20 protein-coding genes and 1 tRNA gene are annotated in these 21736 nt (G+C 73.8%); 9 read left to right on the top strand and 12 right to left on the bottom strand.

The window, feature by feature from the left end; genetic code table 11:
- Position 1 precedes the first annotated feature (1 nt).
- The 4 genes from ngg to ACQP26_RS04765 all read left to right on the top strand — a co-directional run bounded on the left by ngg (position 2) and on the right by ACQP26_RS04765 (position 4774).
- Complete coding sequence (gene ngg / locus ACQP26_RS04780; RefSeq protein ID WP_433495043.1) at positions 2-1840, top strand: N-acetylglutaminylglutamine synthetase; 1839 nt, start codon at positions 2-4, stop codon at positions 1838-1840.
- The gene (locus ACQP26_RS04775) at positions 1837-3021 is read left to right on the top strand and encodes an osmoprotectant NAGGN system M42 family peptidase (protein WP_281578992.1); all 1185 of its coding nucleotides are present in this window, start codon (positions 1837-1839) and stop codon (positions 3019-3021) included. Before ngg ends, ACQP26_RS04775 begins: the two co-directional genes overlap by 4 nt.
- Positions 3022-3338: 317 nt before the next feature.
- Positions 3339-4268: a ribonuclease Z gene (locus ACQP26_RS04770; RefSeq protein ID WP_433495042.1), complete on the top strand. Its 930-nt coding sequence runs from the start codon at positions 3339-3341 to the stop codon at positions 4266-4268.
- Positions 4265-4774 carry an N-acetyltransferase family protein gene (locus tag ACQP26_RS04765; RefSeq protein ID WP_433495041.1) on the top strand — a complete coding sequence of 170 codons (510 nt, stop codon included), beginning with the start codon at positions 4265-4267 and terminating at the stop codon, positions 4772-4774. The genes ACQP26_RS04770 and ACQP26_RS04765 overlap by 4 nt, the downstream gene beginning before the upstream one ends.
- 88 nt (positions 4775-4862) lie before the next feature.
- Here the strand turns inward: ACQP26_RS04765 and ACQP26_RS04760 are convergent, their stop codons facing one another.
- Together ACQP26_RS04760 and ACQP26_RS04755 are read right to left on the bottom strand one after the other, a co-directional pair.
- A complete protein-coding gene (locus tag ACQP26_RS04760; protein ID WP_210873750.1) occupies positions 4863-6233 on the bottom strand; it encodes a cystathionine beta-synthase in 1371 nt (456 codons plus the stop codon).
- A gap of 76 nt (positions 6234-6309) precedes the next feature.
- A complete protein-coding gene (locus tag ACQP26_RS04755; protein ID WP_013474058.1) occupies positions 6310-6666 on the bottom strand; it encodes a YkvA family protein in 357 nt (118 codons plus the stop codon).
- 140 nt (positions 6667-6806) lie between these two features.
- Between ACQP26_RS04755 and ACQP26_RS04750 the strand changes: the two genes are divergently transcribed.
- The 4 genes from ACQP26_RS04750 (at position 6807) to ACQP26_RS04735 (ending at position 11588) form a co-directional block, all read left to right on the top strand.
- Positions 6807-7853, top strand: a complete 1047-nt coding sequence (locus ACQP26_RS04750) for an SGNH/GDSL hydrolase family protein (protein ID WP_433495040.1) — start codon at positions 6807-6809, stop codon at positions 7851-7853.
- A 76-nt stretch (positions 7854-7929) separates the two neighbouring features.
- Positions 7930-8742: an SGNH/GDSL hydrolase family protein gene (locus ACQP26_RS04745; protein WP_433495039.1), complete on the top strand. Its 813-nt coding sequence runs from the start codon at positions 7930-7932 to the stop codon at positions 8740-8742.
- Between the two features lie 58 nt (positions 8743-8800).
- Positions 8801-10063 (top strand): acetyl-CoA C-acetyltransferase, encoded by a 1263-nt coding sequence (locus ACQP26_RS04740; protein WP_281578994.1) that lies wholly within the window; start codon positions 8801-8803, stop codon positions 10061-10063.
- A gap of 40 nt (positions 10064-10103) precedes the next feature.
- Positions 10104-11588 carry a CHAD domain-containing protein gene (locus ACQP26_RS04735; protein WP_433495038.1) on the top strand — a complete coding sequence of 495 codons (1485 nt, stop codon included), beginning with the start codon at positions 10104-10106 and terminating at the stop codon, positions 11586-11588.
- 105 nt (positions 11589-11693) lie between these two features.
- Here the strand turns inward: ACQP26_RS04735 and ACQP26_RS04730 are convergent, their stop codons facing one another.
- From ACQP26_RS04730 to ACQP26_RS04715, 4 genes are all read right to left on the bottom strand, one after another.
- Positions 11694-12014, bottom strand: coding sequence for a hypothetical protein (locus ACQP26_RS04730; protein ID WP_433495037.1), 321 nt, complete (start codon positions 12012-12014; stop codon positions 11694-11696).
- Positions 12015-12103: 89 nt separating this feature from the next.
- A complete protein-coding gene (locus ACQP26_RS04725; RefSeq protein WP_433495036.1) occupies positions 12104-12859 on the bottom strand; it encodes a Bax inhibitor-1/YccA family protein in 756 nt (251 codons plus the stop codon).
- Between the two features lie 126 nt (positions 12860-12985).
- The gene (locus ACQP26_RS04720) at positions 12986-13831 is read right to left on the bottom strand and encodes a Bax inhibitor-1/YccA family protein (RefSeq protein ID WP_433495035.1); all 846 of its coding nucleotides are present in this window, start codon (positions 13829-13831) and stop codon (positions 12986-12988) included.
- A 110-nt stretch (positions 13832-13941) separates the two neighbouring features.
- Positions 13942-14022: transfer RNA gene (locus tag ACQP26_RS04715), tRNA-Leu, on the bottom strand.
- A 90-nt stretch (positions 14023-14112) separates the two neighbouring features.
- On the opposite strand from ACQP26_RS04715, the gene ACQP26_RS04710 reads away from it, so the two are divergent.
- On the top strand, positions 14113-15945 hold the full coding sequence (locus ACQP26_RS04710; RefSeq protein ID WP_433495034.1) for a hypothetical protein: 1833 nt from the start codon (positions 14113-14115) through the stop codon (positions 15943-15945).
- Between the two features lie 67 nt (positions 15946-16012).
- Here the strand turns inward: ACQP26_RS04710 and ACQP26_RS04705 are convergent, their stop codons facing one another.
- From ACQP26_RS04705 to ACQP26_RS04680, 6 genes are all read right to left on the bottom strand, one after another.
- Complete coding sequence (locus ACQP26_RS04705) at positions 16013-17344, bottom strand: NAD(P)/FAD-dependent oxidoreductase (RefSeq protein WP_047891391.1); 1332 nt, start codon at positions 17342-17344, stop codon at positions 16013-16015.
- A gap of 103 nt (positions 17345-17447) precedes the next feature.
- Positions 17448-18011: a hypothetical protein gene (locus ACQP26_RS04700; RefSeq protein WP_269702147.1), complete on the bottom strand. Its 564-nt coding sequence runs from the start codon at positions 18009-18011 to the stop codon at positions 17448-17450.
- A 55-nt stretch (positions 18012-18066) separates the two neighbouring features.
- Entirely contained in the window at positions 18067-19428 is a 1362-nt protein-coding gene (locus ACQP26_RS04695; RefSeq protein WP_433495033.1) for a DUF58 domain-containing protein, read from the bottom strand.
- A complete protein-coding gene (locus tag ACQP26_RS04690; protein WP_194798551.1) occupies positions 19428-20426 on the bottom strand; it encodes an AAA family ATPase in 999 nt (332 codons plus the stop codon). The genes ACQP26_RS04695 and ACQP26_RS04690 overlap by 1 nt, the downstream gene beginning before the upstream one ends.
- A complete protein-coding gene (locus ACQP26_RS04685; RefSeq protein WP_269706914.1) occupies positions 20426-20986 on the bottom strand; it encodes a hypothetical protein in 561 nt (186 codons plus the stop codon). The genes ACQP26_RS04690 and ACQP26_RS04685 overlap by 1 nt, the downstream gene beginning before the upstream one ends.
- 20 nt (positions 20987-21006) lie before the next feature.
- Positions 21007-21735, bottom strand: a complete 729-nt coding sequence (locus ACQP26_RS04680; RefSeq protein WP_433495032.1) for a DUF4129 domain-containing protein — start codon at positions 21733-21735, stop codon at positions 21007-21009.
- Position 21736 lies beyond the last annotated feature (1 nt).

Here is a 21736-nt window from a genome sequence, read left to right as displayed (position 1 = left end):
CGTGACCGACACCCTCGCCACCGGAACGGCGCGTACCGACCGGGAACGGGTGCTGGGCCGGCGCCGGGAACGCACCGGCCCGGGCGGTGACCCGATCGCACCGGGTACGCCGGAGCCGCGGCGGCCGGAGACCGCGTCCACCGACGCCTCGGGCGTGGTGCTGGACTGCGGCTGGGGCCGGCTCGTGTTCGGGCAGACGTTCGACGACCAGGTGCACGTGGCCGACGTGCTGCGCTCCGAGGCGGTCGGCGCCCGGGACATCTGCATCTACCTGCGCGATCCGCACGTGCTGGTGTCCCGCCTGCCGGACGAGCTGTTCATCGACCCGTCGCTGACGTACCGGCTGCCGCTGGGCGCGAAGCGGCCCGCCGCCACCGAGGGTGGTGACGTGCCCGGGCTGACCGTCCGGCCGCTGCGCGACGCCGCCGACGCCGAGGCGGTGAACCGGATCTACGCGCGCAACGGCATGGTCACCGCCCCGGTCGAGGTGCTGGTGGACAACGCCGGCACGGACCGGTTCCTGCACCTGGTGGCCGAGGACGCCACCGGTGAGGTGGTCGGCACCATCACCGGAGTGGACCACGTCGCGGTGTTCGGCGACCCGGAGAACGGCGCCAGCCTGTGGTGCCTGACGGTGGACTTCAACACCGCCCCGCCCGGCACCGGGCAGGCGCTGCTCACCGCGCTCGCCGACCGGCTCGACGGGCGTGGCCGGGCGTTCGTGGACCTGTCCGTGCTGGCCGAGAACGCGGGCGCGATCCGGCTGTACGAGCGCCTCGGCTTCCACCGCACCGGCACGCTCTGCGTGAAGCGGAAGAACCCGATCAACGAGCGCCTGTTCCTGCCCGCCATGCCCGAGGGGTACGACGAGCTGAACCCGTACGCGAAGATCGTCGCGGACGAGGCGATGCGCCGCGGCATCCGGGTCGAGGTGACCGACCCGAACTGGGGTGAGCTGAAGCTGACCACCGGCGGCCGGACCATCCACACCCGCGAGTCGCTGTCGGAGCTGACCTCGGCGGTGGCGATGAGCCGCTGCGACGACAAGCGGGTGACCCGGCGCATCCTCACCGAGGCGGGGCTGTCGGTGCCGCGCGGCCGCACGGCCACCGGCGAGCCCGACGACGTCGCGTTCCTGAACGACGTGGGCCCGGTGGTGGTCAAGCCGGCGCGGGGCGAGCAGGGCAACGGCATCACCGTCGGCGTGCGTACGCCGGAGGCCCTGACCGCGGCCGTCGAGCTGGCCCGCCGGTTCTGCCCGGACGTGCTGATCGAGGAACTGCGCGCGGGCGAGGACCTGCGGGTCGTGGTGATCGACCACGAGGTGGTCGCCGCCGCGGTCCGCCGCCCGGCGCAGATCACCGGCGACGGGGTGCACGACATCACCGAGCTGATCGAGCGGCAGAGCCGCCGCCGGGCCGCCGCCACCGGCGGTGAGTCCCGCATCCCGGTCGACGACATGACCCGCGAGGTGGTGGCGGAGGCCGGGTACCGGATGCACGACGTGCTCCCGGAGGGCGAGGTGCTCGCGGTCCGCCGGACGGCCAACCTGCACACCGGCGGCACGATCCACGACGTGACCGCCGAGCTGCACCCGGCGATCGCCGAGGCGTGCGTCACCGCGAGCCGGGCGCTGGACATCCCGGTCACCGGGCTGGACCTGCTGGTTCCCGCCCCGGACCAGCCGGAACACGTGTTCATCGAGGCGAACGAGCGGCCCGGACTGGCCAACCACGAGCCGCAGCCCACCGCCGAGCGTTTCGTCGACCTGCTCTTCCCGGGTACCCGGGCACCGCAGCGACTCTGGTCGCCGGCCGGTGCGGCAAGCTCTGGGGCATGACCGCACGCAAGCCCCAACCGCTCAAGCTCGACCTCGACTACCTCCGCCAGGTGCTGGTGGAGCTGCTGGAGATCCCCAGCCCGTCGGGGCGCACCGACCACATCCAGCAGTACGTCGGCGAGCGGCTCTCCGCGATCGGGATCAGCTCCACGCTGACCCGTCGCGGGGCGCTGAGCGCCTGCCTGCCCGGTCCCCGGGAGACCGGCGCCGACCGGGCGATCGTGGTGCACACCGACACCATCGGCGGCATGGTGAAGCGGCTCAAGGAGAACGGGCGGCTGGAGGTCAACCCGATCGGTACGCACAGCGCCCGCTTCGCCGAGGGCGCCCACGTGCGGATCTTCACCGACGACCTGGAGCGGGTCGTCACCGGCCAGGTGCTGCCGCTGAAGGCGAGCGGCCACCGCTACAACGAGGCAGTCGACCTTCAGGGCGTCGGCTGGGAACTGGTCGAGGTGCGGGTGGACGAGCCGGTGCACGACGAGGCCGGGCTGCGGGCGCTCGGCATCGACGCCGGGGACTTCGTCGCGTTCCTGCCCAACCCCACGATCACCCCGAACGGGTACGTCAAGTCCCGGCACCTGGACGACAAGGCGGGCGTGGCGGCGGTGCTGACCGCGTTCAAGGCGATGGTCGACGCCGGGATCACCCCGGCGGTCACCGCACACCTGCTGGTCACCGTCACCGAGGAGATCGGCCACGGCGCCAGCCACGGGCTGGACCCGGACGTCGCGGAGATCGTCTCGGTGGACGCGGCGGTGGTCGCGCCGGGCCAGCAGTCCCGGGAGACCGCCGCCACGCTGGCGATGGGCGACGGGGTCGGCCCGTTCGACTACCACCTGACCCGCAACCTCGCCTCGATCGCCAAGGAGCACGGCGTCGACCTGGTCCGGGACGTGTTCGACTACTACCGCTCGGACGTGGCCGCCGCGGTCGAGGCCGGCGCGCACGCCCGGGTGGCGCTGCTCGGGTTCGGCGTGGACGCCACCCACGGCCACGAGCGCACCCACCTCGACGGCCTGCACCAGCTCACCCAGCTGCTCTGCCTCTACCTGCAGAGTCCGCTGGTCTTCCCCGAGTGGGACGCCGAGCCGGAGGGCGACCTGGCCGACTTCCCGTCGCTCGCCGTGCAGCCGGCGAACGAGGAGGGCCCGCGCGAGGGCCCGATCGGCCTGGACTGACCGGGGCCTGTGATCGAAATCCGTTGCCGTGGCCGCCGCGTAGTGGATAGCGTGGCGGTACACGGGAAAGGAGGTGGTCCAGACTTGTATAGCAATCGGACTCGTGAGGTGGCTGTCCGCTAGCCGCTGTCCTCGACAGTGAAAACTCGCCCGCCGCGAGGCGGGCACCTGCAGGATCGTCGAGACCGTGTGGCAGCGGTGCGGCGAAACCACGACAGCCACCCGACCCCCGGGGTGCCGGCCCAGTCCAGCCGGCCCGCGCGCGAGCGCGGAAGCCCCGGGGGTCGCTTTTTGCCTTCTGCCTTCCGGAGGATGCCGTGTCCATGCGTGAGCTGGTGGTGCTCGGTACGGCCAGCCAGGCCCCGACCCGGCAGCGCAACCACAACGGCTACCTGCTGCGCTGGGACGACGAGGTGATCCTCTTCGACCCGGGCGAGGGCAGCCAGCGGCAGATGCTGCACACCGGGATCACCGCCACCGACCTGACCCGGATCTGCGTCACCCACTTCCACGGCGATCACTGCCTCGGCCTGCCCGGCACGATCCAGCGCCTCTCGCTGGACCGCGTACCGCGCCCGGTGGCGGTGCACTTTCCGGCCGGCGGCGCCGAGTACTTCGCCCGGCTGCGCCACGCCTCCAGCTTCTACGAGACCGCCGAACTCGCCGTCGAGCCGATCGACACCGACGGGCAGCGGATCACGCTGGGCATCGGCACGCTTGAGGCCCGCCGGCTGCGGCACCCGATCGAGACGTACGGGTACCGCCTGGTCGAGCCGGACGGCTGCCGGATGCTGCCGGAGCGGCTGGCCGCGTACGGCATCGCCGGTCCGGACGTGGGGCGGCTGCTGCGCGACGGCCACCTGGACCGCGACGGGCGCCGCGTCACCCGCGACGAGGTGAGCGTGACCCGGCCGGGGCAGCGGTTCGCGTTCGTGATGGACACCGGGCTCTGCGACGGCGTGTACGCGCTGGCCGAGCACGCTGACCTGCTGGTGATCGAGTCGACGTTCCTGGAGTCGGAGGCGGCGCTCGCCGCCGAGGTCGGGCACCTCACCGCCGGCCAGGCCGCGCGGGTGGCGGCCGAGTCGGGGGTACGCACGCTCGTGCTCACCCACTTCTCCCAGCGGTACGCCGACCCGCGCCGCTTCCACGACGAGGCCCGCGAGCACTTCACCGGTGATCTGGTGATCGCCGAGGATCTGCTCACGGTTCCGGTGCCGCCCCGGCGGGTACCGTCGCCCGGGTGACGATCTCCCTACGTTCCGCGACCGAGGCCGACCTGATGGCGGTCGGCGCCCTGCACCAGCGCTCCCGGGTGGCGGCGTACTCGTCGTTCCTCCCGCCCGAGGCGCTCGCCGACCCGACGCCGGAGGCGATGGGCCGCTACTGGGTGGAGCGGCTGACCTGGGAGGGCGCCGACCACCGGATGACAGTGGCCGAGCGGGACGGGCGGCTGGTGGGGTTCAGCTACCTCGGGCCGGACGACGAGGGCGACCCGGCGACCGGGCTGCTGAACGCGATCCACCTGGAGCCGTCCGAGCGGGGCCGGGGCACCGGGCGGGCGCTGATGGTGGACGCGCTGGACGCGATGCGGGCCCGGGGATGGACGCGCGCGGTGCTATGGGTGCTGCGGGACAACGCCCACGCGCGCCGGTTCTACGAGCGCGGCGGCTGGACCGCGACCGGTGAGCAGCGGGACGAGCACATCGGTGCGGTGCTCGTCCCCCAGCTCCGCTACGCCCGCCGGGTGTAAGGAAGGGCCCCTTATTAACGCCTCCGGTAGAGGAAGGGCCCCTTGTTAACACCCGGTGTTAACAAGGGGCCCTTCCTTACAAGCAGGGTCAGCGGGCGCCCAGGTGGGCGAGCAGGTCCTGCCGGGTCAGCACGCCCTTGGGCTTGCCGTCGACCAGCACCAGCGCGGCGTCGGCCTTCTCCAGCAGCCCGACCGCCTCGCTCACCGGCTGGCCGCCGCCGATCATCGGCAGCGGCTCGCCCATGTGCCGCTCGATCGTGTCGTGCAGGTGGGCCTGGCCGGTGAACAGGGCGTCGAGCAGGTCCTTCTCCGCGATCGAACCGGCCACCTCACCGGTCACCACCGGCGGCTCGGCCTTCAGCACCGGGAGCTGCGAGACGCCGTACTCGCGCATGTAGTCGATCGCGTCGCGGACCGTCTCGGTCGGGTGCACGTGCACCAGCTCGGGCAGGCCACCGGGCTTGCCGGCGAGCGCGTCGGCGACGGTCGGCTCGGTGCCCGAGTCGTCCAGGAAGCCGTACCGGGCCATCCACTTGTCGTTGAAGATCTTCGACAGGTAGCCCCGGCCGCCGTCCGGCAGCAGCACCACGATCACGTCGTCCGGGCCGGCCTTGCGGGCCACCTCCAGCGCACCCACCACGGCCATGCCGCAGGAGCCGCCGACCAGCAGACCCTCCTCGCGGGCCAGCCGGCGGGTCATCTCGAAGGACTCCTTGTCCGACACCTCGACGATCTCGTCGGCGATCTTCCGGTCGTACGTCTCCGGCCAGAAGTCCTCACCGACGCCCTCGACCAGGTACGGCCGGCCGGTGCCGCCGGAGTAGACCGAGCCCTCCGGGTCCGCGCCGATCACCTTCACCCGGCCCTCGGACGCCTCCTTGAGGTAGCGGCCGATGCCGGAGATGGTGCCGCCGGTGCCGACGCCCGCCACGAAGTGGGTGATCTTGCCCTCGGTCTGCTTCCACAGCTCCGGGCCGGTGGTCTCGTAGTGCGAGCGCGGGTTGGCCGGGTTGCTGTACTGGTTGGGCTTCCACGCGCCGGGGATCTCCCGGGCCAGCCGGTCGGAGACGTTGTAGTAGGAGCGCGGGTCCTCCGGCGCGACGGCGGTCGGGCAGACCACCACCTCGGCCCCGTACGCGCGCAGCACGTCCTGCTTGTCCTGGCTGACCTTGTCCGGGCAGACGAAGACGCACCGGTAGCCCTTGAGCTGGGCCACCAGGGCCAGCCCGACGCCCGTGTTGCCGCTGGTCGGCTCCACGATCGTGCCGCCCGGCCGCAGGATGCCCGCCTTCTCGGCGTCCTCCACCATGCGCATCGCGATCCGGTCCTTGACCGAGCCGCCCGGGTTCACGTACTCCACCTTCGCCAGCACGGTGGCCTGGATGCCCTCGGTGACGTTGCGCAGGCGTACCAGCGGGGTGTTGCCGATCAGCTCGACGACGTTGTCGTAGTACTGCACCTCGTTGTGCCCTTCGTCGCGCCGCCGTCGTGGGGCGGTCGGTCAGCCGTCAGTTCGCCGACCAGCGTACGTGGCGTCAGGGCACCACATGCCCGGGGATGACGGAGCTGCGACGTGCCTCCCACTCCAGGAAACGCTCGGTCTCGGCGAGCACGCTGCCCGCCAGCCAGGTCACCATGACCGCGTCGTCGGCCAAGCCGAAGATCGCCAGCGGGATCTCCGGCAGCAGGTCGATCGGGGAGACGATGTACGCCGTCGCCCCGGCCATCAGCGCCAGGCGCAGACCGCCGTCGTACTCGCCCCGGGTGGTCGCCCGGATCATCCTCGGCAGCGCCGCCAGCCGGGCACCGAGCGACGGCCCGCCCCGCGTGCCCGCCGCCAGCGCCCGGGCCAGCGCGGCGAACGCGGCGCTGCGCTTCAACGTCTTCCCCATGATGTCGCCCCTCTCCGCTCGACCATGGTGAGGCCCGGTGGCAAGCCCGCGCCCGCTGCCCCATCGGTACCCAATCCGGGCACCGCCCAGCCATCCGATCACGGACAGCAGTGGTCGTACCGGCGCGATACTGTCGGTTCATGGGGGACGCTGGTTCCGTCGCGCCGGTCCGCCGGCAGCGCGCCCGGCAGATCGCCCGCCTCGCGGCGATCGGCACGGGCGCCACGGTGGCGGCCACCGCCGCCACCGGCGGGGTGCTGCTCGGCCAGGCCCGGCAGGCCCGCCGCACCATCCCGATGGCGCAGGCCCCGCCACCCCGCTGCGACGGCGTCTACGGCGCGAAACTTCCCGGCCCACCGGTCACCATGGTGATCCTGGGCGACTCCTCAGCGGCCGGCTACGGCGTGCACAGGCGCCGCGAGACACCGGGCTCGCTGCTGGCCACCGGGCTGTCCCGCCGCCTGCACCGGCCGGTCCGGCTGCACCGGTTCGCCGTGGTCGGCGCGCTGTCGTCCGGGCTGAAGCCGCAGATCGAGTCCGCCCTGGAGGTCGAGCCGGACGTGGCGGTGATCCTGGTCGGCGGCAACGACGTCACCAACCGCACGCCGTTCTCGGTGGCGGTGCGCTACCTGACCGACGCGGTCCGCACGCTGCGGGCGGCCGGCTGTGAGGTGGTCGTCGGCACCTGTCCCGACCTGGGCACCATCCGGCCGATCCAGCCGCCGCTGCGCTGGCTGGCCCGGCGCTGGAGCCGCCAGCTCGCCGCCGCGCAGACGGTGGGCGTGGTCGAGGCCGGCGGCCGTGCCGTCTCGCTCGGCGACATGCTCGGGCCGCGGTTCGCCGCCGAGCCCGCCCGGATGTTCGCCTGGGACCGGTTCCACCCCTCCGCCGAGGGGTACGCGATAGCCGCGGCGGCGTTGCTGCCCACCGTGCTGTCCGCGCTGGGCGCGGTCCCGGAACGCAGGCCTGTCCTGCCCGGCGTCGAAGGCGTACGGTCGCTCCCGGAGGCCGCCCACCAGGCGGCCCGGCACGCCGGCACGGAGGTCAGCGGCGCCCAGCTCCGGGGTCGCGACCGCGGGCCGGGCGGACGGTGGGCGCAGCTTCGCCGGCGGGCCTTCTTCGGCGTCGGCGCGGTGCCACCGACCGGCAGCGCCGCCGACTCGGCAACGCTGGAGGGAACGGCATGAGCGAGCGCAGCGAGCGAATCGGCCAGCTCAGCGCGGAGGTGCCTCATGGCGGCACGGAGCGAAGCGGAGTGACGGCATGAGCGAGCGGAACGAGGTGGCCCGGTGGGGCCGGGCCGCGGCCCTGTCGCTGCTGGCCGGCACGGTGGGTGGCGCGGCTGTCCTCGCCGGCCAGGCCATCGCCGCCCGCACCCGCGAGTACGCCCAGCCCGAGCTGGGTCTGGTGCTGCGCGCGACGGTCGGCCGTGCGGACGCGCCGCCGCTGCGGCTGGTGCTGCTCGGTGACTCGTCGGCGCTCGGCGTGGGCGTGGACCGGTTCGAGGACACCATCGGCGGTCAGCTCGCGAACCTGCTCGCCGAGGGGCCGACCGGCCGCCGGGTGCAGCTGTCCAGCGTCGGGGTCTCCGGCTCGCGCGCCACCGACCTGGCGACCCAGGTGGCCCGGGCACTGCTGGGCGAGCGGCCGGACGTGGCGGTGGTGCTGATCGGGGCGAACGACGCCACGGCGATGGCCCGGCCCGGTGACGCGGCGGCCTACCTCGGCTCGGCGGTACGCCGGCTGCGGGAGGCACACGTCGAGGTCGTGGTGGGCACGTGTCCCGATCTCGGGGCGGTACGCGCGGTTGCCACACCGCTGCGTCAGGTGCTCGGCTGGTCCGGGCGGCGGATGGCGCGGGCCCAGACGGCGGCCGTGCTGGACGCCGGGGGCACCGTGGTCGACCTGGGCACCGAGACCGGTCCGGTGTTCCGCGCGGACGCGGGCACGCTCTGCCACGACGGCTTCCACCCGTCCGCAGACGGCTACCGGGTCTGGGCGCACGCCCTGCTGCCGGCGGTCGAGGCCGCGGCGGCCGTGGCGTTCCGGCACCACCGCCGACCGCCCACGGGGTGACATTTCCCGCCCGCCGCACACCTTCCCGCGCATGTTACTGGCGCGTTAACGTTGGCTCATGCCGATTGAGTCGCCCCGCGACGCCGTCATCGTCGCCACCGCCCGGTCCCCCATCGGCCGCGCGTTCAAGGGTTCCCTCCGCGAGGTCCGCCCGGACGACCTCGCTGCCACCATCGTCCAGGCCGCCCTCGACAAGGTTCCGGCGCTCGATCCCACCACCATCGACGACCTCTACCTCGGGTGTGGCCTGCCCGGCGGCGAGCAGGGCTTCAACATGGCTCGGGTGGTCGCCACCCTGATGGGCCTCGACGGCCTGCCCGGCGCCACGCTGACCCGCTACTGCGCGTCCTCGCTCCAGACCACCCGGATGGCGATGCACGCGATCCGGGCCGGTGAGGGCGACGTGTTCATCTCCGCGGGTGTGGAGATGGTCTCCCGGTACGCCCGGGGCAACTCGGACGCGCTGCCGCCGGAGGCGCAGGCCCTCGTCGGTGGCGGCTGGGAGAACCCCCGCTTCGCCGAGGCCCGGGAGCGTTCCGCGGCCCGCGCCCAGGGCGGCGCCGAGGTGTGGACCGACCCGCGCGAGTCCGGGCAGCTGCCCGACATCTACCTCGCCATGGGGCAGACCGCGGAGAACCTGGCCCAGGTGTACGACGTGACCCGCGAGGACATGGACGCGTTCGGCGTCCGCAGCCAGAACCTCGCCGAGAAGGCGATCGCCGACGGCTTCTGGGCCCGCGAGATCACCCCGGTCACCACGCCGGACGGCACGGTGGTCAGCACCGACGACGGCCCGCGTGCCGGGGTGACGCTGGAGGCGGTGGCCGGCCTGAAGCCGGTGTTCCGCCCGGACGGCCGGATCACCGCGGGCAACTGCTGCCCGCTCAACGACGGCGCCGCCGCCGTGGTGATCATGAGCGCCGAGCGGGCGTCCGAGCTGGGGCTCACCCCGCTGGCCCGGATCGTGTCCACCGGTGTCACCGGGCTCTCCCCCGAGATCATGGGCCTGGGTCCGGTCGAGGCGTCGAAGCAGGCCCTGAAGCGGGCCGGCATGACCATCGACGACGTCGACCTGGTCGAGATCAACGAGGCGTTCGCCGCCCAGGTGATCCCCTCGTACCGGCAGCTCGGCATTCCGGAGGAGAAGCTGAACGTCGCCGGTGGCGCGATCGCTGTCGGCCACCCGTTCGGCATGACCGGCGCCCGGATCACCGGCACGCTGCTCAACGCCCTGGAGTGGCACGACAAGACCATTGGTCTGGAGACCATGTGCGTCGGCGGCGGCCAGGGCATGGCGATGGTGCTCGAACGACTGAGCTGAGACCGGTTCGCCGGGGCACGGGCCGGGTACGGGAGGCCGCATGGCCACCGTCGTGGAACGTGAGCGCAAGTACTCCGGCGACGAGGGTTTCCGGCTGCCCGACCTGACCGGGTGCGGTGGCGTCGTGACCATGTCCGACGCCACCGTCTCGGATCTGGACGCCGTCTACTGGGACACCGACGACCTGCTCCTGCTGCGCAGCCGGCACGCGCTGCGCCGGCGTACCGGTGGGCACGACGCGGGCTGGCACCTCAAGGTGGGCGCTGTGGGTGGCGCCCGGGTCGAGCACCAGTTCCCGGCCGGGGCGTCCGACGACGGCCCGCCGCCCGAGCTGGTCGCGCTGATCCGGGGCGCGTCGCGCGGTCGTCCGGTCGCCCCGGCGGCCCGGGTCGGGAACCGTCGCCGGGAACACCGGCTGCGGGACGCGGACGGCCGGGTGCTGGCCGAGGTGGCCGAGGACGACGTCCGGTCCGAGGATCTGGTGGACGGCACCGCGCGGACCTGGCACGAGATCGAGATCGAGCTGGTCGACGGCGACGAGGCGCTGCTCGACGCCCTCGGTGAGCGGCTGCGCGCGGCAGGCGCCCGGGAGGTGGCGGTCAGCAAGTCGCACCGGGCCGTCGCCGGCCGGATCGCGCGCTTCGACGCCCGGGAGCCGGATGGCCCGGCGGAGCCGGTCCTCGCGTACGTCAGGGCGCAGCGCGACGCGATCGTCGGCAACCACGCGGCCGCCTACCAGGGGGACGAGGACGCGGTCCACGACATGCGCGTGGCGACCCGCCGGTTGCGGGCGACGCTGCGTACCTTCCGGGGCCTGTGGGACCGCCGGGAGGGCGAGGCGCTCCGGGCCGAGCTGCGCCGCCTCGGCGGGGAGCTGGGCCGGGTCCGCGACACCCAGGTGATGGCCGCCCGGCTCACCGACGCGGTGCACGACCTGCCGGACGAGCTGGTGCTCGGTCCGGTGGCGGCACGGATCGGCGAACGGTTCGCCGCCGACCGGGCCGAGGCGACCACCGCGCTGCGGTCCGCGCTGGACGCCGACCGCTATCCCGAACTGCTGGCCCGCCTGGACCGGCTGGCCGACGGCCCGCCCGCCGACGTCGGCCGGCGGTGGGTGGACCGCAGGGTCCGCAAGGCGGTACGCCGCGCCGACACCCGGCTGGACCGGGCGCTTGCCACGACCGGGCCGGACGGGGACGCCGCGCTGCACGAGGCGCGCAAGAAGCTGAAGGCCGCCCGCTACGCGGTGGAGGTGCGCCAACCGGCTGCCGGCAGGCACGCCGCTCGCCTGGTGAAGCGGTTCAAGGCGCTCCAGGACCTGCTCGGCACCCACCAGGACTCGGTGGTCACCCGGGAGGTGCTGCGGCGGCAGGCGCTCCAGGCGTACGCCGAGGGCGAGAACACGTTCACCTACGGTCTGCTGCACGCGAGGCAGGCCGAGGCCGCCGGCCACGACCGCCCGGCGGTCCTGCGGGCGCGCGACCGGTCACGGCACCGAAAGGTACGCCGCTGGCTCAAGCCCTGACGGCTCCTCCCCCCACTCGGTCGATCATGAACTTGACGGGGATCCGCGTCCGTTTTGTCGCCGCCAACTTCATGATCAACGCGGCCGGGGCCCAGGGGGCGGGGGTCAGAGTGCGGCGCGGGTTCGGGTCACGGCGGCGGCGGCCTCGGCCAGCACGGGCTCGGGGGGCGCGGCGAGCGTCAGGTCGGCTGCCACCACGCGGAGCTGGTCGGGCAGGGCCAGATCGGAGGGCAGGCGGGGCACGTCGCGGCGCGGCTCGCCGGCCGCGTCGGCGGCCAGGTTGGCGATCTCCTGGACCAGCTTGTGCATTAGGTCGGCCCGGGACACGTTGCCGCCGTCGGCCTTGGCTGACCAGCGCGGCTGCTGCCAGTGCCCGACCTGTCGGACCAGCAGGGTCACCGCCCGGTCCAGTTCCGCTTCGCTCATCGCCGCCAAGTCTACGGCCGCCCCAGGCCGCGACGCGGCGACAGGCGCCGGAACCGGCATCAGCGGGCGACAGGCGCGCCGGACCGACGTCAGCGGCGGACGTAGCTGAGCAGGCGGAGGATCTGCCAGTACAGGAAGATCAGCCCGACCAGCAGACCGAACGCGCAGTACCAGGCGTAGCGGCGGGGCAGCCGGCCGGCGGACCGCTCGACCAGGTCGAAGTCGAGGATGAAGCTGAGCGCGCCCGCGATGATCGCCACCACCGAGAACAGGTACGGCAGCCAGCCCACCCGGTCACTGAGGCTGTAGACGACCACCCCCTGCCGCCCGGTGAACAGGTACGCGAACAGGTTGACCAGGCCGATCGCCACGATCCCGACGAGCGTGCCGATGACCAGCCGGGCCAGGCGCGGGGTGGCGCGTACCAGCCGGGCCCGGTAGAGCACCGCCATGCCGAGGAAGACGCCGAACGTGCCGACCACCGCCTGCACCACGATGCCCGGATAGACCATCTCGAAGGCGCGGCTGGCCACCCCGAGCAGCAGGCCCTGGAGCACCGCGTACCCGACGACGACCGGCGGGCTGGTGATCTGCTTGAGCGAGATGACGAGCACCAGCGCGAGGCTGGCCAGTGCGCTCCCGGCGAGCGCGGCGGAGATCCACGCGGCCTGCGGCACCACCACCCAGGACACCGCCGCCGTGACGCCGGTGACCAGCAGCAGCCCCACGGTCCGGCTGACCACGTCGGCGACAGTCATCGTGTCGGCGGTCCCGACCCCGAGCACCCGCCGCTCGGCGCGGCCGACGTCGTCCAGCCGGTCCAGCACCGGGTTGGCACTGCGCACCGTGACCACCTCCCGCCCCCGTACCCGGATCCCACTCTGCGCCGGGCGGACCGGCCGGGTCGGGGAAACGGCGACGCCCGCCGCCGCGGATGCGGCAGGCGGGCGTCGTCGGGGAGGACCGTGCGGTCAGTCGTCGCCCTGGAAGTAGCTGAGCAGCCGCAGGATCTCGATGTAGAGCCAGACCAGGCCGACCACGATGCCGAAGGCGGCGGTCCAGGAGTAGCGCTGCGGGAGGCCCATCCGGACCCCCTGCTCGATCTCGGCGAAGTTGAGCACGAAGCTCAGCGCCGCCACCACGATGCAGACCAGGCTGAAGCCGATCGCGAGCGGGCTGCCGTCCCGCAGACCGGTGTTCACGCCGAACAGCGCCAGCACCAGGTTGACCATCATCACGCCGAACAGGCCGGCGATGACCGCCACCATGATCCGGGTGAACTTCGGCGTGGCCCGGATGATCCGCGCCTTGTAGATCATCGCCATCAGGAAGAAGACGCCGAACGTGGCCACGACCGCCTGGAGCACGATGCCGTCGTAGAGCGACTCGAACGCCTTGCTGACCATGCCGACGAAGACGCCCTCGATGATCGAGTACGCCACCACGAGCGCCGGGTTGGCCATCCGGGAGAACGAAATGATCAGGCCGAGCACCAGGCCGACCACCGCGGCGCCGATCCACGCGACGCCGACCAGCGAATCCGGCACGAGCACCCAGGCCGCCGCGGCCGAGGCGCCGAGGATGGCGAGCATGAGGACCGTCTTGACGACCACGTCGTCGAGGGTCATCGGGGTCACGGTGGGCGGAGCCACCGGCTGGCCGTAGCCGCCCGGGTAGGGCTGGGCGTAGGGCTGCTGGGGGTACTGCTGCTGGGGGTATCCGGGCTGACCGTACGGCCCGGGCTGGGCGTACCCGGCCGCCCGCTCACGCTCTGCCGCCTGGCCGAGCCGGGCGAGCACCGGGTTCGAGGACTTCACTTCTCAGGCCTCCCTCAGGGGGTCGATCGCACGTAGACGTGCTACTCCAGGGTAGACGTGGGCGCAAACGCGCGCGTGACCGCTAGCTGTGGGAAAGCTGAGAGTTCTCGTGCCCGGGGCGGGGGTCGAACCCGCACGCCTTGCGGCAGCCGCTTTTAAGGCGGCCGTGTCTGCCGTTCCACCACCCGGGCGGGTGACACCGGCGCGTCGACACGCGGCGGTGCAGATCTCACCGTAGCGGCTCGGCCGTGACGCGGCGTACCCCGACGGGTGCGGCCGTTATGGTCGAGGCCGTGACCAGCGCCGCCCGCACGGCCCTCGGGCCCGACCGTGACCGGGCGGCCCGCCCGGCGGCGATCACGCGGCGGGTGACCGCCGCTCTCCGGCGGCACCGCGCGGACCTGCTCGCGGGGTTGGCGTTCGTCGCGCTCGCCAGCTGGCTCACCCACGGTCTGTGGCCGGCGCCGGGCACGCGGGTGCTCGCGCTCAACCCGGCCGACCAGACGCTGTACGAGTGGTTCCTGGCGCTCGACGCGCGCGCCCTGCGCGGCGAGCTAAGCCTGGTCACCGGCCGGCTGAACGCGCCGGACGGGGTCAACCTGATGGCCAACACCTCGGTCGTGGCGCTCGGCGTGCTGCTCGCCCCGATCACGCTGGCGTTCGGGGCGCCCGTCACGTTCGCCCTGCTCGTCGCCGCGAACATGGCCGGTACGGCGCTGGCCTGGTACCTGCTGTTCACCCGCCTCCTGTGCGCCCGCCCGGCCGCTGCCGCACTCGGGGCTGCGCTCTGCGGCTTCGGACCGGGCATGGTCTCGCAGAGCAACGGCCACCTGCACATGACCGCGCAGTGGCTGGTCCCGGTGCTGGTCTGGCTCGTGGTCCGGCTGCTGCGCGCCGCCGACCCGGCCGGTCGACCGGACGGCCCGGACCGCCGCCGGATGGCGTCCTCGGCGGTCGGGCTCGCCGCGGTCGTCACCGTGCAGGTCTTCGTCGGCGAGGAGGTGCTGTTCCTCGCCGCGCTCACCCTGGCGGTGGCCGCCGTCGCGTACGGGTCGGCCGACCGGGACCTGCTGCGCCGGGCCGGTTCCGGCTTCGCCGGAGGGCTGCTCGCCGCCGCCGGGCTGGCGCTGCTGGTGCTGGCGTACCCGCTGTGGGTGCAGTTCGCCGGCCCGCAGGGCGTCGCGGACGGCCTGTTCCCGCCCGCCTACTTCTCCGCCGACCTGGTCGGCTGGACCCGCCTGTCCGCGCTGACGGTGTTCGGCAGCCCGGAGGCGGTCCGGCTCACCACCGGGCCGGCCGAGTTCACCACGTTCCTGGGCTGGCCGCTGCTGCTGGTCGCCGTGGGCTGCGCGGTCTGGCTGGCCCGGCGCGCACCGGTGGTGGTGGCGCTGGTGGCAGCCGCGCTGGTGACGGCCGCGCTCGCGCTCGGCCCGCAGGTGGTGGCCGGTGGCGAGCGGACCGGGATCCCCGGCCCGTACGCGCTGCTGGCCGGCCTGCCGGTGGTCGACGGCGCGCTGCCGATGCGTTTCGCGCTGGCGGTGCTGCCACTCGTCGGCACCGTGCTCACCCTCGCCGTGCACCGGGCGCTCGGCGAGTCCGGCCGGGCCCGGCGGCTCGTCCCGGTCGCGGTCGGCGCGGCGCTGCTCAGCGTCTTCCCCACGCCGCTGCCCACGATGGGCCGGCCGCCGCTGCCCGAGTTCGTCACCGGCGGCCACTGGCGGCAGTGCGTACGCCCCGGCGGCGTGCTGGTGCCGGTGCCCACCGCCACGCCGCAGGACCCCTGGCCGATGCGCTGGGCCACCGCCACCGGGGTCGCCTTCGCCATGCCGGAGGGCTTCTTCATCGGCCCGTACGGCCCGGACGGCGAGGCCACCATGGGCACCTGGGCGCGTCCCACCTCGGCGTTGCTCGCCGACGTGGCCCGTCGCGGCGTGGCACCGGTGGTGGGTGACCGGCAGCGCCGCCAGGCCGCCCGGGACATCGAGTTCTGGCGTGCCTCGTGTGTCGCGGTGACCGACGGCACGCCGCACGCGGAGATGCTGCGCCGGACCCTGGAGCAGCTGTTCGGCCGGCCGGGTACGCGGCTCGCCGACGCCTGGACCTGGCGGTTCTGAGGGCGGTTTGGGCCCGGACATGACGAAGGGCCCCTCCCGTGCGGGAGGGGCCCTTTCGCGGAACGCGTCAGACGCGCGCGGCGACCGGCGGGGCGGACGCCTCGGCGAACTCCTCGCGCGGGTCGTGCAGCTGGCCCAACGCGACCACCTCACGCTTGAGGAAGAACGCCAGCGTCCAGTCGACCACCACGCGCACCTTGCGGTTGAACGAGGGGATCCGCGACATGTGGTACGTCCGGTGCATGAACCAGGCCGGCCAGCCGGTCATCTTGATGCCGTAGACCTGCGCCACGCCCTTGTGCAGGCCGAGGCTCGCCACGCTGCCGGCGTGCTTGTGCTTGTAGTCGACCGGCTCGCGCCCGCGGATCACGTTGGCGATGTTGTCGGCCATCCGGGCCGCCTGCCGCACCGCGTGCTGGGCGCTCGGGGAGCAGAAGTTGCCCGGCTCCTTGGTCAGGTCCGGTACGGCGGCGCAGTCGCCGGCGCTCCACGCGCCCTCGACCACCCGGTCGCCGTCCACGATCTGCAGCGTCGGCCGGCAGGTGACCCGGCGACGCTCGTCACGCGGGAAGTCCGTCGCGTCCAGCATCGGCGACGGCTTCACACCGGCGGTCCAGACGATGGTGTCCGACGGGAAGCTGTCGCCGTCGGAGAGCTTCACCACACCGTCGACGCAGGACTCCAGCCGGGTGTCCAGGCGGATGTCCATGTCCCGCTTCATCAGCTGCTGCACCGTGTAGGCGCCCATGTCCCGGTCGACCTCGGGCAGCACCCGCTGGGTCGCCTCGACGAGCACCCAGCGCATGTCCTCCGGCTTCAGCTCCGGGTAGTAACGCAGCGCGTCGCGGGCCATGTCCTCCATCTCGGCGAGCGCCTCGATGCCGGCGTAGCCACCGCCCACGAAGACGAACGTCAGCGCGCGGCTGCGGACCGCCGGGTCGGTGGTGGAGGCCGCCACGTCGAGCCGATCCAGCACGTGGTTCCGCAGGAAGATGGCCTCGCCGATGGTCTTGAACCCGATGCCGTTCTCGTGCAGGCCGGGGATCGGCAGGGTGCGGGAGACCGAACCGGGGGCGACGACCACGTGGTCGTACCGGATCTCCCGGGCCGGGCCGCTGATCGGCTGCACCACGGCGGTCATGCGGTCGTGGTCGATCCGGGTGACGGTGCCCGCCACCACGGTGCACTTGCGCAACTCCCGCCGCAGCGGCACGACGGCGTGCCGAGGGGAGATGTTGCCCGCCGATGCCTCGGGGAGGAACGGCTGGTACGTCATGTGCGGCTGCGGGTCGACGACGATGACCTCGGCCTCACGCCTGCTCAGCTTCTTGGACAGGCGCAGAGCGGCGTACAGGCCCACGTGACCGGCACCCACGACAAGGATCCGCTTCGGGTTCACGTCATCTATCTTTCCCCGGGTGCTCCGGGTAATCCCGCGCGAGACCCCCTTCTGTGACGGAGCACAACCGGTGTGACCTGCGCAACGTCGCCGGAACGCTGGGTCACCTGCGCCGAAGCAGCCAGCCCAGCAGCCCGCTCAGCCCCACCGCCACCAGCAGTCCCGCCACCGTCGCCGCCTGGGTGCCGTCGGTCCCGCCCAGTCCCCCGAGCCACGCCAGCACCACGCCGAGCACGGCACTGGCGAGCACCACGCCGCCCGCCCGGCCCAGCCACCGCAGGACCACGTCCGGGTCGATCAGGCCGTCGTAGGGCAGCAGCGCCGCCAGCGCGCAGAGCGAGTGCGCCAGGTAGAGCAGCGTCGCCACGGCGAGCAGCCGCCACAGCGCCGGCGGCCGGTCGAAGCCGAGCGTGGCCAGCAGCCAGCCGCCGACTGTCACCAGCGCGGTGAACGTCGGCCAGATCCGGCGCGGCCCGGCCGCCGGCAGCACCGCGGCCACCGTCAGGGCCAGCAGCGAGCGCGCGGTGAGGGCCTGCACCGGGTACGCGAGCAGGAAACCGGCCAGCACGGTGAGGAAGATGCCGCCGCGGACGAGCAGCGGCAGCGGGCTGACCCGGGCGGCGGCGTACCGCAGCGCCCGCACCCGCTCGACCAGGGCATCCGTCACTGAGCCGGCCTTTCGTTCGCGACTGCGGGACTCCGCTTCGCTGCGTTCCTCGCGCTCACCGCAACCCTGCCTTCGGGGCGGTCGCCAACCGGGCCACGTCGCGCAGCACCTCGTCCAGGCTGCCGGCGCCGGCCCAGCGCACCACCGGCACGCCGTGCTCGCGGAGCTGGCCGATCATCGTGTCCCGGTCCAGCCGCCACAGCCGGTACGCCACCTCGGCCCAGCCGCGTTCCTTCGGCACCGGCAGCTCGGCCGGCAGCGTGTCCACCGCCACCACGAACCGTCCGCCCCGGGCCAGCCGGGCCAGCATCTGCGCGGACCGCTCGTCGAGCAGCGGGGTGAGCACCACCACGAGCGCGTCCGAGGAGAGCACCTGCGGGCCGAAGACCTGGTCGTACGGCTCGTGCGGCGACGACTCGGCGTGCACGTCGAGCAGCCACTCCAGCACTGTCAGGTACTGCCGCCGCCCGGTGGCCGGACGCAGCCGGCGGGCGGCCGGGCCGTACTCCAGCATCGACACCCGGTCGCCGCGGTGCAGGTAGTGCTCGGCGATCGCGGCGGCCGCCCGCACCGTGGTGTCCAGCACGGAAGCGGGCCCGTTGACGCCACCGGAGCGGCCCGCCTCGGCCAGCACGTCCAGTAGCACCACCACCTCGGCGTCCCGATCCGAGAGCGTCGACGCGACGTGCAGCTGGCGGGCCCGCAGCGACACCCGCCAGTCGATGCGGCGCAGCCGGTCGCCGGGTGCGAACACGCGTACCCCGGCCAGCTCGCCGCCCTCGCCCGGCCGCCGCGAGCGGTGCGCGCCGACCAGGCCGGCGGCCCGGGGCATCGCCTCGACCGCGTCGAACGGCTCGGTACGCGGATAGACCCGGGCCCGGATCGGCTCGGTGATCACCGCACGGGAGACCAGCAGGCCGTCAGCGGCGGCGACCCGGACACCGGCCGGGCCGATCGGGTGCCGCCCCCATCGCAGGGCGGTGCCGGTCAGCTCCAGGTCGACGGCGCTGCCCCGGGGTACGGAGGTGACGAACGGGCGGTCCGCGCCGCCGGAGCGGCTCACGTCCAGCCCGGCGCCGCCGAAGCCGACCTGCTCGACCCGCAGCCAGCGCGACATCCGGGTCCGGACCACCGCCAGGTCGTACCCGATCAGGTCGGGGTTGGCCACCGCGACGGTGGCGGCCAGCGGCGCGCCCTCGACCAGGTGGGTGTCCCCGACGCCGAGTTCCAGCTCGGGCAGCGCGGCGGGGCGGCGGCGCAGCGCGTACGCGGTTCCGAGCGCGAACGGTGTGGCGAGCACCACCAGGTCGATGCGGCCGAGCAGGACGGCGACGACGACCAGCACGCCGGTGAGCAGCACGGCCCGGCCGAGCGCCCAGGTGGGCGCCCAGCCGCTCGCCGCGTCGGCCCGGTCCATCAGCGTCCGGCGGCGTAGCTGGGCAGCGCGCCGCTGGCCGGGGCGGGGGTCGACTCCAGCACCTCGCCGACGACGAACGACGGGTCGACCCGGCGCAGCCACATCTCGGGGCGCAGCGTGATCCGGTGCGCCAGCGCGGGCGCCGCCACGGCCTTGACGTCCTCCGGCACCACGTAGTCGCGGTTGGCGAGCACCGCCCGTACCCGGGACAGCAGCAGCAGCGCCAGCGAACCGCGCGGGGACGCGCCGACCAGCACCGACGGGTGCTCCCGGGTGGCAGCGGTGAGCGCCACGATGTACCGCCCGACCGAGTCCTCGACCACCACGTCCTCCAGCGCGGCCTGCATGGCGCGCAGCGTGGCGGCGTCCACCACCGGCTTGATCTCCGCCTCCTCGCGGCGGCGGGCGATCCGGCGGCGCAGCACGTCCCACTCCTCGTCGTGGCTCGGGTAGCCGAACGACACCCGCAGCAGGAACCGGTCGAGCTGCGCCTCCGGCAGCGGGTACGTGCCCTCGTACTCGATGGGGTTGGCGGTGGCGAGCACGTGGAACGGCTCGTCGAGGCGGTAGGTCACGCCCTCCACCGACACCTGCTTCTCCTGCATCGCCTCCAGCAACGCCGACTGCGTCTTCGGCGGCGTCCGGTTGATCTCGTCGGCGAGCAGCAGGTTGGTGAACACCGGCCCGGCCCGGAAGGCGAAGTCGCCACTGCTCTGGTCGTAGAGGAACGAGCCGGTCACGTCGGCGGGCAGCAGGTCCGGGGTGAACTGGAGCCGCCGGAAGTCCAGCCCGAGCGCCTGCGCGAAGCAGCGCGCGGTGAGCGTCTTGCCCAGGCCGGGCAGATCCTCCAGCAGCACGTGACCACCGGCGAGGATGCCGGCCAGCACCAGCTCCAGCGCGTCCCGCTTGCCGACCACGACGGTGCCGACCGCCTCCAGGACGGCCCGGGCGAGCCGGCCCACCTCGGCGGGGGCCATGCTCCGGTCCACGTCGTTCATCAGATCTTCTCCAGTTCGGCGACGATCGCCGCGAGGTCGCGCGGCGACGGAGGGCGGCGGACGGGGGTGGCGAGGAACGTCCACAGTGGCTCGCCCAGCAGGGCTCGGGCACGGGCCGGGTCGGACTCACGGGTGACGCCGTGCCGCTGACGCAGCCGTTCGTCGGCCAGTTCGCCGAGCCGCGGCAGGATGCGTTCGGTGAACCGCTCCCGGTTGTCGGAGGACCAGTCCAGCGGGCGCTCCCAGCCGTTGATCGCGGTACGCAGCGCGTCCCGGGCGGACCAGTTCCAGGTGCCGGGCTCCTCACCGGCGGGCGCCCGGGTGCCCGCCCGGGGCGGCGGCGGAGGTGAGAGCGCGGTGGTGACCCGGCGTACGGCGAGCACGGCGAGCACGCCGGCCACGATGATCCAGATCGGCACCTTCAGGCCGACCGCGCGCAGCCCGACCACGATCACCACGACGACGGCGGCGGTGACCGCCACGGTCCGCAGCAGCGCGCGCGCCCGCCCGCCACCGGACGGACGCTCGGCCTCCCCGGCCGGCTCCTCGCCGAACGACATCAGGTCGTCGATGCTGGTGCTCACGACGCCTCCCCCGCCAGGCTGGTCAACTCGCCGCGCAACCGGCGCAGCGCGGCGCGGGCCTGGTCCCGGGTGCGCTCGTCGACCGGGTGCGTGGCGTAGCGGGCCTCCCGGTAGACGTGCGCGAAACCGTCGAGCACGTCGGCGCTGGCGATCGCCGGGATGCCGGCCGCCGGGTCGCCGCGCAGCAGCCGGCCCACCAGATCGGTCGGGGTGTCGCCGGTGTGCCGGGGCACGCCCGCGTCCTCGGCGGCCTCCTCCAGGCGTACCCAGCAGGCGATCACAGCGGTTCGCGGGTCGGTGGAGCGGTCGTCGAGTTCGACGAGCCCGGCGTCGAGCGCGGCCACCACCTCGCGGGCGGTCCCCTCCGCGGTACGCCGGGAGCGCCGCACCGGCACCGCCCGGGTCGTCCGCCGCAGCGCGCCCCGGAGCACGTTCCACAGGACGTACCCGATGGCGCCCAGCACCGCCGCGAACAGCAACGCCACGGCGGTGGTGGCCAGCCAGTCGGGCACACCGCCCGACGTGGACTCACCCACGTCGCGGGGTTCCACCGGGTACGACGGCATCGCCTCCGGCGACGGGTACTCCGGCACGTACGGGATGGTGTCGGCGGCCGGCGGGATCCGGCTGGCCCCGATGGCGGAGTGACCGGCGGCGAACGCGGCGAGCGCGAGCAGCACCGTCACCGCGGCGACCGGCCACCTGCGCAGTACGCCGAAATCCATC

Source organism: Micromonospora sp. CA-248089 (genome assembly GCF_050948515.1).
Taxonomy (GTDB): Bacteria; Actinomycetota; Actinomycetes; order Mycobacteriales; family Micromonosporaceae; genus Micromonospora.
This window is presented reverse-complemented; position numbering and strand designations above follow the sequence as displayed.